Source organism: Crocinitomicaceae bacterium (assembly GCA_016708105.1).
Lineage (GTDB): Bacteria > Bacteroidota > Bacteroidia > Flavobacteriales_D > Crocinitomicaceae > JADJGJ01.
In genome coordinates this window covers 439583-453914 of the sequence record JADJGJ010000001.1, presented here as the reverse complement: position 1 = coordinate 453914, position 14332 = coordinate 439583, and the positions used below count along the sequence as shown (strand labels likewise).

Sequence of the window (14332 nt, the reverse complement as noted above, 5' to 3'; positions counted from 1 at the left end):
TAGAATATAAAAGTTTGGCAGAAACAAAACTACAATAAGTCGTTATTTTTTTTAAAACGCTGAAAACAGAGGGGTTTAAAATTTTGGAAGAAATTTCTTGTTGAAAACTACAAATCATTTGTGAATTAATTTGGTTTGATACTTCTTCAAATTTTGACAAATTTTGTGCCCCTGTGCCGAACTGAAAAAATGGCGTCAGAAAATTGAAGTCTGAAACGGAGTAAAAACATTTCAGAACAAAACAATTAAAGAACAACCAAACTCAAAACGAATAACCATGAACGAACCAATACTAGCAAAAAATAACGACCGCTTTGTACTCTTTCCAATTGCGCATGATGATATCTGGAAATTTTACAAAAAGGCTGAAGCTAGTTTTTGGACAGCAGAAGAAATTGATCTGGCTCAAGATTTAGTTGACTGGAGTGAGAAACTAAATGATGATGAGCGTCATTTCATTAAACACGTACTTGCCTTTTTTGCAGCATCAGATGGAATTGTCAACGAAAATTTGGCTGAGAATTTTTTATCTGAAGTACAGTATACTGAGGCAAAATTCTTCTACGGCTTTCAAGTTACTATTGAAAACATTCACTCTGAAACGTATTCTCTGTTGATTGATACCTATATTCAAGATTCAAAAGAAAAAGATTATCTCTTTCACGCCATTGACAACATTCCTTGCGTGAAGAAAAAAGCAGACTGGGCATTGCGTTGGATTGACGAAGGAAGTTTTGCTGAACGACTCATTGCCTTTGCTGCTGTTGAAGGAATATTTTTCTCAGGCTCATTCTGTTCTATTTTCTGGTTGAAGAAAAGAGGACTGATGCCGGGGCTTAGCTTCTCCAATGAATTAATTTCACGTGATGAAGGATTGCACTGTGACTTTGCTTGCCTCTTGTATAATCATCACCTGGTTAACAAGCTGTCAAAAGAAACAGTAACAAAAATTATCACTGATGCGGTTGAAATTGAAAAAGAATTTGTCACAGATGCCATTCCGGTTAAATTAATTGGCATGAATGCAGATTTAATGAAACAGTACATTGAGTTTGTAGCTGATCGTCTGTTGGCAGAACTTGGATGCAGCAAAGTGTACAATTCAACCAACCCGTTTGACTTTATGGATATGATCAGTATTCAGGGAAAAACAAACTTTTTTGAAAAACGTGTTGCCGAATATCAAAAAGCCGGAGTGCTCAACAGCTCTGACACCAAAGGCGCAGATTTTTCACTTGACGCAGATTTTTAAGAAAACCAACAAACCCCATTGTACAGGCTGCCACGACCCTCAGGCTGTGCAATAAAAAACGAAGTGCACCTATGTATGTAGTAAAACGAGACGGGAGAAAAGAGCCGGTAAAATTTGACAAAATTACCGCCCGCATTAAAAAGCTCTGTTATGGATTAGACACCATTGTTCAGGCTGAATTGGTTGCCATGAAAGTGATTGAAGGTTTATTCGATGGTGTAAGCACTTCTGAACTTGATAACCTGGCTGCTGAAGTAGCTGCGTCAAAAACTATTGAGCATCCTGATTATGCTTTGTTGGCTTCTCGTATTTCAGTTTCCAACCTGCATAAGAATACTAAAAAATCTTTTTCTGATACCGTTGAAGATTTGTATCGTTACATTGATCCTGTAACCAATGAGAATGCTTCATTGATTGCTGATGATGTGTATCAGGTTGTAAAAGATAATGCAGAATATTTTGATTCAGCCATTATTTATGACCGTGATTTTAAATATGATTATTTTGGATTTAAAACATTAGAGCGCTCGTATCTTTTGCGCATCAACAGTGAAATTGTAGAACGTCCGCAACACATGTTAATGCGTGTAGCTGTTGGTATTCACAAGCATGATATTGAAGCGGCAGTTAAAACATACAACATGATGTCAGAGGGTTGGTTTACACATGCAACCCCTACACTATTCAATTCAGGTACACCAAAAGCACAAATGTCATCTTGCTTTTTATTGCAGATGAAAGAAGACAGCATTGAAGGTATTTATGATACACTGAAACAATGTGCTCGCATTTCTCAATCAGCAGGTGGAATTGGATTATCAATTCATGGCATCCGTGCAAAAGGATCTTATATCAAAGGCACTAACGGTACATCTAATGGTATTGTTCCCATGCTACGTGTATTCAATGATACTGCACGTTATGTAGATCAGGGTGGTGGAAAAAGAAAAGGATCTTTTGCCATTTATCTTGAACCTTGGCATGCAGATATTTTTGATTTTCTTGACTTGAAAAAAAATCACGGAAAAGAAGAACAACGTGCGCGTGATTTATTCTACGCCATGTGGATTCCGGATTTATTCATGAAACGTGTTGAATCAAACGGAGACTGGACACTCATGTGCCCTAACGAATGCCCGGGATTGTCTGATACCTACGGAGAAGAGTTTGAAGCTTTGTACACCAAATATGAATCAGAAGGACAAGGTAGAAAAACGGTAAAAGCGCAAGATCTTTGGTTTAAAATTCTGGAATCGCAAATTGAAACCGGTACACCTTACATGGTTTATAAAGATGCGGCTAACTTGAAATCAAACCAAAAAAATCTGGGCACCATAAAATCATCTAATTTGTGTACTGAAATAATGGAGTACACTGCGCCGGATGAAGTAGCGGTATGTAATTTAGGTTCTATTGCCTTGCCAAAATTTATTGACGCAGATGCACAAACCTTTGATCACAATAAATTATTTGAAGTTACCTACCAACTTACGGTAAACCTCAACCGCATTATTGATGAGAATTATTATCCGGTTGAAGAAGCACGTAATTCAAACATGCGCCACCGCCCTATTGGTATTGGTGTTCAAGGTTTGGCTGATGCGTTTATTCTGATGCGTTTCCCGTTTGATTCTGATGAAGCGCGTGCCATGAATAAAGAAATTTTTGAAACAATTTATTACGCCGCAGTTACTGCATCAAAAGATCTTGCTAAAAAAGACGGACCTTATTCAACCTTCAGCGGGTCACCAATATCACAAGGTATTTTCCAATTTGATATGTGGAATGCCGCTCCAACCACTCGTTGGGAATGGGATGTACTGCGCGAAGAAGTGATGAAACATGGTGTACGCAACTCACTTTTGCTTGCGCCAATGCCAACTGCATCTACGGCACAAATTCTTGGAAACAACGAATGTTTTGAACCATATACTTCAAATATTTATACACGTCGTGTATTGTCAGGTGAATTTATTGTTGTGAACAAACATTTACTAAAAGACTTGGTGCGTTTAGGATTGTGGAATACATCCATGAAAAATAAATTGATGGCTTCAAACGGATCAATTCAAAACATCAATGAAATTCCGGATGATATTAAAGCGCTTTACAAAACCGCTTGGGAGATATCTCAAAAAGTATTGATTGATCATGCAGCAGATCGTGGAGCGTATGTATGCCAGTCTCAATCACTCAATCTGTTTATGGAAAATGCAAACTTTGCAAAACTTACTTCCATGCATTTTTACGGTTGGAAAAAAGGATTAAAAACAGGCATGTATTATCTGAGAACTAAAGCAGCTACTGATGCCATTAAATTTACACTAGACAAAGAAGCCGCCTCAGTTCCGATTGCAGCAAAATCACAAGAAGAAAAAATGGCAGAAATTGCTTGTTCAATTGACAATAAAGATGATTGTGAAATGTGCTCTGGATAGAGCACATTCGCAACAAGCGAAGCAAAGTTGACAAATGTGTTCTGGATAGAACAATAAAGATGACCCCTTAATCTACATAATAAATAAAAAAATCCCTCTGAAATTTTTGGAGGGATTTTTTTTTGAGGCGATAATAAAATCATATTCAGCAAATGGAAGAATGAACACCACGGGTTGCAAGCAATAACGTTCTGTTGGCGCAGGTCACGACCTGCGCATACGTGATGAATTTTGATTTAGCTCGGATTAAGCAATAGAATAAGATGTATCTTCGGGTTGCAAAATTAGATTCTCCACGTAGGCACAGGTCGCGACCTGTGCCTACAGCATGTTTTTTTTATTTTGCAACCCCGATGGGTGTATTGTACTATTGGGTAAACAGGGTTTAGCCTTCAATTACGTCAAGTTTATATTGCTTAATTTGAGATCAAAACAGAAAATGCCCCATGAAACCAAATCTACTTTTATTGCATGGCGCTCTTGGATCAGCCACACAATTTGAAAGCCTGGCAAGAGAACTTGAAAATGAATTTATCATTCACCGGTTCAACCTGAGTGGGCATGGGTCAAACAATTCCATTAATCCATTTTCCATTCAACAATTTGCACAAGATCTAAAAAACTATTTTGAAGAAAATCAGCTTTCACAAGTAAATGTATTTGGTTATAGTATGGGGGGCTATGTTGCTCTCACGCTAGCAGCAAACTCTCCTCACTATTTTAGTAAAATCATTACGCTTGGAACAAAGTATGAGTGGACACAAGAATCAGCAGATAAAGAAGCTGCCTTGATGGATCCAATAAAAATTGAAACTAAAGTTCCGGCTTTTGCAGCTGCACTATCATCACTCCACGGATACGAACGGTGGAAAGAAGTAGTTCAAAAAACGGCAGACTTGATGCGCAGTATGGGCTCAGGAGATAAAACAGATGACAATACCTTTGGCCAAGTGAACGTACCCTGTATCATTGGAATTGGAGACCAAGACAAAATGGTGTCATTAGAAGAAACAAAAAAACTTCAAACCTTGATTAGATCTGCAGCGTTAGAAATATTACCCAACACTATTCACCCCTTAGAAAAAATTCAAACCTCAACCCTATTGAATTATATCAGAAAATATTTGTTGTGATAGTTTTATCTTCTTCTCTTGCCAAACATTTGACGAGTATCTATCCGATATTGATTTCCTCGTATCAATAGTGGATTGCAACTTATCATACCAAACGCATTATTTCAATTCACTATAACTCGCTGCAGATATGTATTGCCGTCATAGATAAAACTGACGTAGTACAAACCGGGGGCAAGCATTTCAAGATTGACACTTGTAGTACTATTATTTGAATCTTTTAATACTATTTCACCCGTACAATTTAGAACTTGAAAATCATTAACCGACTGACTAAAATTCAGAATACCTGTTGTAGGATTAGGATAAACTATGATATCATTTTTTTCAATTACTTCAACACCGACATTAGATGTAATCTCTACGATCCAATAATCTGATAGACCTCTAGAATTTTCATCCTTATCACCAGATATATTTGATTCAGAGTAGCCGAAAAGAAGATAGTTGTTGTCAGATTTTTCAAGTATACTATATGCTCCATCCAATTGGTCACCTCCCAATGTTTTATCCCAGATGAAATTCCCATTTGTATCCAGAGAAACAATCCAATAATCGGAGCTGCCAGAAATCGAGTTTTCTGATTTTAAACCTGAGATATCTGAATCTGAGGTTCCAAAAAGTAAAAGTTGGTCATCATTTGACAAAATCAAATCACCAGATGAATCAATCCCAGTTCCTCCCACAGTCTTTTGCCAAATGATCGCACCAGTCATATCCAATTTTAATATCCACATATCTGCTGATCCAAATCCAACTACAGTTTTGTTTCCGGTGTCACCTGAAAGTGAATAACCAACAATATAAATACTAGCTTGATTAAACACCGTTGTTGGAGCATATTCCGCATCATCACCCCCAAAAGTTTGATCCCACTGATAATTTCCATTTGGGTTCAATTTAACAATCCAATAATCATTAAGTCCAAATGCATTTTGAGTTTTAACTCCAGAAATGTTTGAGAATGAATCTCCAGATACAAATATATTATCAAAAGAATCTAATGAAATATCATAGGCTTTGTCTTGATCTGATCCTCCAATGGTTTTATCCCAAATTATATTCCCTGTCTGATCAATTTTAACAATCCAAAAATCTTTTAAACCAAAAGAGTTTTCTGACTTATTTCCTGAAATTGATGAATTCGATGACCCACAAAAAACAACATCTCCAATACTATCTTCTGTGATACTACTAAACTCATCTGAACCAGATCCACCGTAAACATCTTGCCAAAGGATGTTCCCATCTATATCAATTTTTACAACCCATATATCACTACCACCATAACCTGAAACTGATTTGTTTCCAGAAATAGGAGAATCCGAAGAACAAGCAAGTAACAAGTTTCCATCGCTAGTTTCAATAACCATTGTTCCGGATTCTGAACCACTACCTCCAAATTCTTTTTGCCAAGCAAGACTATAATCTGAATTGAGTTTAATCATCCATAAATCACTGCCTCCATAGGATGTCAAAGTTTTATCACCAGAAATTCCAGAAGCACTCCAACCGTGTATAATTATTGAACCATCTGAAAGTAATAATAGCGATTGTCCAAAATCCAAATTATCGCCACCATATGTTAGTTGCTCCTGAATTGAAATAGTCTGGGCGCCAACATTAAGCGAAATCAACATTATTAATAAATACTTGAATTTCATAAAGAAAAAATTAACCCTACCGGTACGTATTATACCGATAGGGAAATTAAATTATTTTAAAGTTTGGAATACCAGTTCAGAACCTTAATTATCCAACACTAATTTACAATCTTTTTCCATGTGACAATATGGATTACGTCATTTTCACCGTCATCAGTATTTACACGATTTTATCCGCTGAAGTATCCGTTTTATAATCGTCTTAAAAATTTATTTCCAAGTGAGGTAGTGAAAAATTATATCAAAAAGAGATACAGTTTTTATCTTCTTCTCTTGCCAAACATTTGATTATGTAGTGCCCAATTTCGAATTTTTTTCATCTTGGCATCTTCAGCAGATGGAGTAGTTTCTACCATTTTTTCATTTAGTTTGGGTCTGAATCTGAGCATTACTTTTTGATCTTTTTTAATCCATGAAACAATGAAGACTATACAAGCAATCAAAAGCATGATTTTCCAAAGGTATCCCTTAAACCAAAATCCGGAGAGATTATAGAATTGCGCATCGCTTGGATTATTAGGATTATAAATTATTTTCACTCGGTCTCCTGCCAAAGGGCAGGTTTGATAGTCGTAATATGTTGGGCCAACAAAGCGATAGAGTTTATTATCCACAACAAATTCTGCGTGCGGATGATAACTCTCTGGATAGTGGTTAGACGGGCGCCAATTTCGCTCTCTATAATGACTTTCTACAGTAACCACTTCAGAAATAATGCCCTCTGTCACTGAATAAAAAAAGTACTCCGTCATGGGTCGTACAAAATGAACCAGCACAAACAAACCAATGGTAGAAAGCAATAAACTTCTTCTTGTGAAAGTAATCATGAGATAAATCTATAACCAAGATATTCAGAATTCTAAATTAAGCAAAAGAAACTTGACGTCAATTGAATGTTTGCAAATCAAATTCATCGTATGGTCGCAGGTCGCGACCTGCGCCTACGTGATAAATTTGATTTGCAACCAGTTTGGCTCAATATTTATTTTATTGCATAATTTAAGCAAATAGAATTCCGTTTCGCTTTGGTCATTGAGATTCAGTTTCAAGAAAAAATATATTCTCTCATCACAAACAGAACGTGATACCGGCTTGCATGCCAAGCCAGAATTTTCTTTCAAGCACCGGGTGTGGGCTATTCAATCGCTGAACAAAATAATAACGCATTGAAGGTGCTAATCCAAGTCTCATGCTATCAGAAAATTTATAATCAAATTTTAAATTAAGGAGCGCTGCGCCAAAATATCCTGATGAAACTTGTGTTGATTTGCCTTGCGCCAAAGCAGTGCTATAATAGCTGGTGCGCGTTGTTACCAGCAAAGGAAATTCGTTCATCACGCCTGCTCCAATTGACAATTCAAATCGTTTGGAACTGACATAATCAAACTCTATAGACAAGGGAATACCCAGCGTAGTAAATTTCAAATGCGCAAGTGAAATATCACCACTATAATACCTGTTTTTTTCAATCAGACGATGAAATACGATTCCGCTATTCAAACTAATTCGCTGATTAAATTTTCTGGCCACGTTCAAACTAAAATCAAACGGACGATAAATGGTATTGTTAGATTCAATTGCCGGTGTGCTCAATGATTCTGTTCCGTTGATGAGGGTAGTATTTGCACCGCTGTCAAACGTAAGCGAACTTGGTTGCAACATCATGTCTGCTGAATGCGACGCAGTAGCAAGGTACTCACCTGAGATACCAAATTCCCAAGAACCGGTTTTGCCATCTTCTCTGTTAACATCAATAATTGGATTTTCAAGATGTGGAAATTTAAGCTGATTCGGCACCGGACAAATTACCTCACCACGTAATCTTATCATTGAAAATTTTGTCTCTTCCTCTTTTGTCTGTTCAGGATTTAAAGAAATATTATTTGCAAATCCGGTGTTCACACTATCACTATTTTTTTTGTGATATTGAACTGTTACTTTATTTTCCGGTTTATCATCTCCACGCAATTCATGGTAATCTTTTTCAGTAGTATTTTGTGTCAACTCTGATGGTGAGTTTGTAATTTGATCTAAAGTTACAACTGAATCTTGCTGATCCAAATCTGTGGCAACAATCGTCTCTTCATGCTGAACATTTTGATTTGTTTGTTTATTGTCCTCGTCAGATTTTCCATGCTGATAACCCAATTGATAAAATCCAAAAATGACTAATAATCCTGCTGCAATTCCACTAAACCACCACCAGAAAAAACCACGTCTCTTTTTCTTTTCACCACCTAAAGATGTTTCAATAGCATTCCACAAACCATCAGATGGAGCCGAACCGTAATTTTCAAAACGGTCTTTCAACGATCCCGGTTGATTAGTTTGCATAGTTCATTCCCTGATTATCATTTTTAAAATCCTCTTCTATCATTTGTCTTAGCAAAACTCTGGCTCTGCTGTATTGTGATTTTGATGTTCCTTCAGAAATACCAAGCATTTCTCCAATTTCAATATGATTATAACCTTCCACTGCGTATAGATTAAACACCGTTCTGAAACCGGTTGGCAGTTTCTGAATTTTCTGAAGTAAATCATCCAGTTTTAATTTTTCAATGGCGTTATCATCAACTAGTGGATTTGAATCTTTCATATCATACACAATAGCCAAATTTTTTTGTGTTTTGTTTTTGCGATATTGTTCAAGTGCCATGTTCACGGTAATGCGTCTGATCCATGCGCCAAGCGGACCTTCACCTGACCAGTTGTTCAAATTTTTAAATACACGAATAAAAGCTTCCTGCAAAACATCTTCTGCTTCTGTTTCATTGCTTGCGTATCGTAAACAAATTCCTTTCATCATATACACAAATCGGTCGTACAATTCACGTTGCGCTTGTCGTACATTTTTACAACAAGCCTTAACCAGTTCAACATCGGTATGTTTTTTAAAATCTGAAATAAATCAATGGTCTTAAAAGGTGTTTTCCGTCTGCTCCAAACTCCCTTCATCTGAGGTCTGAAATGATTTGTTTTTATTTTCAGACAGCGATGCGCTATGCTATTAACGAAAAACAAAGCCAAGTCGTATCTCAAATCTATTCATTTGTGTTGTTGTCACAAAATCATCCCACCAAGAATTCTTCTGAACCATATAGCTGTAGCGGTATCCAATAGAAGTTGAAATACCGATATGTCGTGAAAAATAATTGGTAACGCCAAATTCAACCCCTCCACTGAAACCTCCTTTATCAAACTGCATGTTTCTCACCGGCATTTCATAACCCGCATGTACACCAAGGTATGGTCTTGTTGATCCCTTGAAAACAGAATATCTTGCTTCAAGAAAAACGGGTACATAAGCATCCCAGCGCATGGATTCAAGCCCAAGGCCAAGACCCAATTCCCAGTGTCTGTTCAACGCAAAACCATTCACCACGCGCAGCGATGCATCAAAACTTTCACCGGATAAAATTCCAATGGATGTTCTGTTGTAAAATCCACGGGCAGGAATTTCTGCTTCATATTTTTGAATTGATTCAACTTCAGCGGGGTTAAAATTCCAGTAACTGCCATCTCTTGTTCTGAGACGAACTACGGTTGAATCATTCTGCAATACTTCACCGCGTACCGCTGATCCATTTTTCAAATAGACAACACTATTCAGCTGATTAAACGCAGACAGCGAAAGTAAAATGCTGATGATAAAAAGTGATAATCGCATGATTTATAATTTTGAAACTTGAATAATTAATTCTTTGTTTTTGAATGATTCTTCAACACCCTCTTCAGGATATGGCAACAAATCAACAAATTTTATGTTGTGCCCAAACACGGTAGTATCTGAACCAATGCCAGTCATCATGAATTCAGTTTTATCTTTGCCTGATTCTACACCTAGATACACTTCCGCTTGACCTTCCCAAATGCAATTTGCATTCAAGGGGCAACGAGAATCAGTATAATCCATAAATTCAATTTTCAAATCTCGTGACCGATATACCTCAGTTGGATTTAAGGTTTCCTTCTCACAGCTTGCTAATATCACTAAGATCAGCAAAGCAATTCCAATTTTCATTTTCATTCCTGATTCAGTTTAGAAATTAATTTCACTCAACAATTTCAAATCAGACAAATCAGAATAATCATATTGTCTGATGCCATCTTCACCAATAACAATTGCTGTATTATTGAATGGAATCACATCAACGGCATTGATATCTTTGAAACGGTGCAATAATTCATTTCCAACATTTGCCGGATTAGTTGCATCAAAAATTTTCAATCCATCTATACCATCACAAATAAAAAGTGTGGTGCCGTCAATACCTAAACCATGTGGATTAGTCATTGAAAACGAATTCACGGTAAACGGATTGGTGATGTCAGAAATATCAATGACATCTAATTGATTGAGTTCTCCTGCACACATGGTTGCTCCGGTTCTCACGGTAACATAACAATAGTTGTCTTTAACCACCACCGGATCACAAGCAGTCATGTGATTAACAGAACTCACATATTCAGGCACCGAAGGATTAGTGGTATTATAAATTAACATACCCGTAGTTGTACCCATGAACAAATAATTATTGTACGGAAAAAGTGTTTCAACATCTCGCCAAGTATCAACAGCTGTATGCGCAACCGGTGAATTAGGATTGGCAATATTGAATGGTTTGATTTGTCCGTAATCAACCACGTATAAATAATCTCCAACAATGGTAAGTTTTGTAATTGATCCTGAAATTCCTGTTCCGCCTGATTGATTTTGTGTATCAAAACTGGTGATGGCAATTTCTTCACAATTCATACAATTTTGCCAGATAGGAACTGAATTAGATTCTTCTTTTACTTTTTCATATTTCCATGAAGTAACTACACCCAAATTTTTATCAATTGGAGCCATTGGATAATTTTTCTCAACCACCGGAACAGCCTGTGGAAACTCATCTTTCATTCGGGCAATTTCAGTTGGATTAGTTATAGAAGCGATATCAAAAACAACTAAATCAATAAAAGAATTTGCATACAGAAAATTTCCATTGATTGACATGCCGGTGCAACCCATTAGATTTAAAAATCCAAGATTCACCGGTGATGAAGGATTGTTATTGTCAATGAAATGAATTCCTTTATCAGGCTCAACTAAAAACAGGTATTGATTTTTGATATAAATTGAACCATTGTTTGAAATAGTTTGCGGAGCAAGAAATTGAGCCGGTTGTCTGAAAGTTTCATAATCAGTATACACAGGCACACAACTCATGTACTTATTAGTTACCTTGTCATGACAAGCTGCAACCAGTAAAATGGATGACAGAATGATGAGAGCATTTTTCATAATAATATATTTAAAGCATTAAGTAGTTTTTAATTTTTAATGGATGATCAGATTTCAAATTCCGGAAAAATGAATGCTGAACATCAATCAATTTTTCCTACTGATGAAAACAGTTGCAAAAGGGTTGCAAGGGGATAAAATATTTTTTGAAACACCGCAAGAACAGGCGGTTTGTATGGGGTAAATCTCTTGCGTTGTGGGTAGGCGCAGGTCGCGACCTGCGCCTACCCACAACACGGAAAAAAATTAATCTACCACTTCATAGTTAGCATCCATGAGAATGATGATATCGTTTGATTCATCTTCAAGCTCATAATGCACGTTGGCTTCAAAGCCGGTGATGTTTGCCCAGGTACTGCGTTTTAACCGCATAAAAATGCGTACGCTTTGAGCTAATGCGGCTTGATGAAACTCCGTATCGCGCAATTTTAAGGTATACTCCAGTGCTTTAATTTTTGCTATACTTGCTGAATCTGTTTGATTATTTTTTTCAAAATCAAGTGCACTATAATTCCACATATCAACCAGTGATTGTAGAGTGTCAATCTCTGCAGATATTAGTCTGTTATTGTCCTCTGCATTGGTGATCATAGCATCCAATTCGTCAACAAAAATGGTATCAGTTAAAGTCACCTCAAGACTAACTGAATCACCCATAAAAAAATATTCTCTCACATTTTTCTCTATCTGATCTTCATCTGATAATTTATTTTCACCATTACAAGAAATAAAGAGAAGTGATAAAATAAGTGTTGAAATATAAATGCGCATAAATAATTTATTAATTGATTTGATTTTTGTTTTAATTGACTTAGGTGCTCTTTTTCTCTGTTGGCCAAAATTTGTGCTCCTTATCAAAGAATACGATGTAGAAGATATCATTTTCTACAAATCCAACTACGACTTCTTTGCTATTGTTGGTAATATGCATAACAGCCCAAGTAACACCTGTTACATGTTTAGGTTCTTTAAATCCAGATTTAGGGGGGAACGTAACTTTATGATATTCCTTTATCCATTTATTCTGCTTTATCTGGTGAATTGATAGTTGACCACATTGTTTCATTCGAATATAAAGCTGAGAAAGTAATCCAAGTGTCTCCCATTCTTTTTCTGTCTCGCCCTCTCCTTTAATATGCAAACTCATACTAAAGGTAATCTTTCTTTCGGGCTTTTTATATGCTTCTCTTTTTCCTTGCTCTCTTTGATAGGCAGGGTCACGGCGTTCCCTATTCTTTTTATTTGCCATAAAGAGCATTAGTTAATTCATCATTTATTTCGAATGCTTCTGCAGCGCCGAATTTATTCTCCAGATAGTATTTATCATATGAAGCCCCTTTCCGAACTACATCTGAGTTGAATTCAGATAGTGAATACATTTCAGAGGCGCCGTATTGATCTTTTGAAACGAACCAAATTTGATCTCTCCTTACCAAATTCTTATCCATTAAGTTGGTATCGTGGCCTGTAAAAATGATTTGAGCGCCATTCTGACTAAATTCATTAAACAACTTCATCAATTTCCTTGTCAATTGCACATGAAGTTTCACATCAAACTCATCAATAAAAAGTACATGTCCGTTTCTCAATGTATGAAATAGTGGTCCGAGCAAATAGATCAATTTGACTGTACCGGAAGATTCATTCTTTTCAATGGAAAATGGAACGGACTCCACTAAAAGGTTATTTTCATCGTACTTGTTATGATATGTGATTATTTCTCCCTCATCTTCTCCAGCTTCAACATCAGAAATTTCAAGAAACTTCAAGGCACTCGAAATCCATTTTTTAAAAATAGGATCAGTTTTCATCAAGTGCTTTGTGAATGTTGAGTAATGGTCATCCGTCAAACTATTGATAGCATTTACACCCTTAAACCATCCTACAATTTCTTTGGAAATTTTCTGATTGTTTTGCGCTAGATGACTTAAAAACAAAACATTCTCATTAACCTCCTTTTTGAACTTCAATCCCTCTTTGAATGAATTTGCATTAATTTCAAAAGACATCTTTGAGCGCTGAAACAACAGAATTTCTCTCTCTTTTTTTCTAAATAGCCATTCCTTTATTATTTCAAAACCTTTAATTTCAAAACCATAACGATATATGTTATCATTGTACAAAAAGGAGATCTCAAACATAGATGGTTCCTTTTCAGTTTTGGAGTTTAGCTTGAAGTAATAATCTGGAGTTGGTCTATCACTCTCCTTCTTCAGCGAATCTGAAAATGACTCATGCACACGCATCACCATAAAAGAAAGTGCTGACACAAAATTACTCTTCCCAGCAGCGTTCATTCCGTATACCGCAGCAGATTTTAAAAGATCAAATTCTTTTCCGGTAACAATAATGTTTTTATCCAGATGCTCGGTAAATGTCCTAACATTTGTCATTAGAAATGACATTTCATCCTTGAATGAAAGAAAATTTCTGAATTTAAATTCTATCAGCATAGCGTGTTATTTTGACACAAATATACATCTTATTGTCGTTTCTTGCGTGTTTTTTGCATAAACAATGTTTAACTTGACCATATTATACCATTAGCCAATATAATT

General features: G+C 36.3%; 13 protein-coding genes. 3 read left to right on the top strand and 10 right to left on the bottom strand.

Going from position 1 to position 14332, the window contains the following annotated elements:
* Positions 1–271 precede the first annotated feature (271 nt).
* The 3 genes from IPH66_01865 (at position 272) to IPH66_01855 (ending at position 4823) form a co-directional block, all read left to right on the top strand.
* Positions 272–1252: a ribonucleotide-diphosphate reductase subunit beta gene (locus IPH66_01865; GenBank protein ID MBK7128098.1), complete on the top strand. Its 981-nt coding sequence runs from the start codon at positions 272–274 to the stop codon at positions 1250–1252.
* Between the two features lie 71 nt (positions 1253–1323).
* Positions 1324–3690, top strand: coding sequence for a ribonucleoside-diphosphate reductase subunit alpha (locus tag IPH66_01860; GenBank protein MBK7128097.1), 2367 nt, complete (start codon positions 1324–1326; stop codon positions 3688–3690).
* A 446-nt stretch (positions 3691–4136) separates the two neighbouring features.
* On the top strand, positions 4137–4823 hold the full coding sequence (locus tag IPH66_01855) for an alpha/beta fold hydrolase (protein MBK7128096.1): 687 nt from the start codon (positions 4137–4139) through the stop codon (positions 4821–4823).
* A 104-nt stretch (positions 4824–4927) separates the two neighbouring features.
* Here IPH66_01855 and IPH66_01850 read toward each other — a convergent pair whose 3' ends face one another.
* The 10 genes from IPH66_01850 to IPH66_01805 form a co-directional block, all read right to left on the bottom strand.
* On the bottom strand, positions 4928–6487 hold the full coding sequence (locus IPH66_01850) for a T9SS type A sorting domain-containing protein (GenBank protein MBK7128095.1): 1560 nt from the start codon (positions 6485–6487) through the stop codon (positions 4928–4930).
* A gap of 260 nt (positions 6488–6747) precedes the next feature.
* Complete coding sequence (locus IPH66_01845; GenBank protein MBK7128094.1) at positions 6748–7314, bottom strand: DUF3592 domain-containing protein; 567 nt, start codon at positions 7312–7314, stop codon at positions 6748–6750.
* Positions 7315–7555: 241 nt separating this feature from the next.
* A complete protein-coding gene (locus tag IPH66_01840) occupies positions 7556–8821 on the bottom strand; it encodes a hypothetical protein (GenBank protein MBK7128093.1) in 1266 nt (421 codons plus the stop codon).
* Positions 8811–9293 (bottom strand): RNA polymerase sigma factor, encoded by a 483-nt coding sequence (locus tag IPH66_01835; GenBank protein ID MBK7128092.1) that lies wholly within the window; start codon positions 9291–9293, stop codon positions 8811–8813. The genes IPH66_01840 and IPH66_01835 overlap by 11 nt, the downstream gene beginning before the upstream one ends.
* Before the next feature lie 201 nt (positions 9294–9494).
* Positions 9495–10154 (bottom strand): hypothetical protein, encoded by a 660-nt coding sequence (locus IPH66_01830; GenBank protein MBK7128091.1) that lies wholly within the window; start codon positions 10152–10154, stop codon positions 9495–9497.
* Between the two features lie 3 nt (positions 10155–10157).
* A complete protein-coding gene (locus IPH66_01825; GenBank protein MBK7128090.1) occupies positions 10158–10514 on the bottom strand; it encodes a hypothetical protein in 357 nt (118 codons plus the stop codon).
* 12 nt (positions 10515–10526) lie between these two features.
* Entirely contained in the window at positions 10527–11774 is a 1248-nt protein-coding gene (locus IPH66_01820; GenBank protein ID MBK7128089.1) for a hypothetical protein, read from the bottom strand.
* A gap of 246 nt (positions 11775–12020) precedes the next feature.
* Positions 12021–12545 carry a hypothetical protein gene (locus IPH66_01815; GenBank protein ID MBK7128088.1) on the bottom strand — a complete coding sequence of 175 codons (525 nt, stop codon included), beginning with the start codon at positions 12543–12545 and terminating at the stop codon, positions 12021–12023.
* A gap of 40 nt (positions 12546–12585) precedes the next feature.
* The gene (locus tag IPH66_01810) at positions 12586–13023 is read right to left on the bottom strand and encodes a hypothetical protein (protein ID MBK7128087.1); all 438 of its coding nucleotides are present in this window, start codon (positions 13021–13023) and stop codon (positions 12586–12588) included.
* On the bottom strand, positions 13013–14227 hold the full coding sequence (locus IPH66_01805; GenBank protein MBK7128086.1) for an ATP-binding protein: 1215 nt from the start codon (positions 14225–14227) through the stop codon (positions 13013–13015). The genes IPH66_01810 and IPH66_01805 overlap by 11 nt, the downstream gene beginning before the upstream one ends.
* Positions 14228–14332: the final 105 nt, after the last annotated feature.

Bases quoted from the DNA above. Each gene is read 5' to 3' on its own strand.
- IPH66_01860 (MBK7128097.1), top strand. From the start codon at position 1,324: ATGTATGTAGTAAAACGAGACGGGAGAAAAGAGCCGGTAAAATTTGAC.
- IPH66_01855 (MBK7128096.1), top strand. From the start codon at position 4,137: ATGAAACCAAATCTACTTTTATTGCATGGCGCTCTTGGATCAGCCACA.
- IPH66_01850 (MBK7128095.1), bottom strand. From the start codon at position 6,487: ATGAAATTCAAGTATTTATTAATAATGTTGATTTCGCTTAATGTTGGC.
- IPH66_01845 (MBK7128094.1), bottom strand. From the start codon at position 7,314: ATGATTACTTTCACAAGAAGAAGTTTATTGCTTTCTACCATTGGTTTG.
- IPH66_01840 (MBK7128093.1), bottom strand. From the start codon at position 8,821: ATGCAAACTAATCAACCGGGATCGTTGAAAGACCGTTTTGAAAATTAC.
- IPH66_01835 (MBK7128092.1), bottom strand. From the start codon at position 9,293: ATGATGAAAGGAATTTGTTTACGATACGCAAGCAATGAAACAGAAGCA.
- IPH66_01830 (MBK7128091.1), bottom strand. From the start codon at position 10,154: ATGCGATTATCACTTTTTATCATCAGCATTTTACTTTCGCTGTCTGCG.
- IPH66_01825 (MBK7128090.1), bottom strand. From the start codon at position 10,514: ATGAAAATGAAAATTGGAATTGCTTTGCTGATCTTAGTGATATTAGCA.
- IPH66_01820 (MBK7128089.1), bottom strand. From the start codon at position 11,774: ATGAAAAATGCTCTCATCATTCTGTCATCCATTTTACTGGTTGCAGCT.
- IPH66_01815 (MBK7128088.1), bottom strand. From the start codon at position 12,545: ATGCGCATTTATATTTCAACACTTATTTTATCACTTCTCTTTATTTCT.
- IPH66_01810 (MBK7128087.1), bottom strand. From the start codon at position 13,023: ATGGCAAATAAAAAGAATAGGGAACGCCGTGACCCTGCCTATCAAAGA.
- IPH66_01805 (MBK7128086.1), bottom strand. From the start codon at position 14,227: ATGCTGATAGAATTTAAATTCAGAAATTTTCTTTCATTCAAGGATGAA.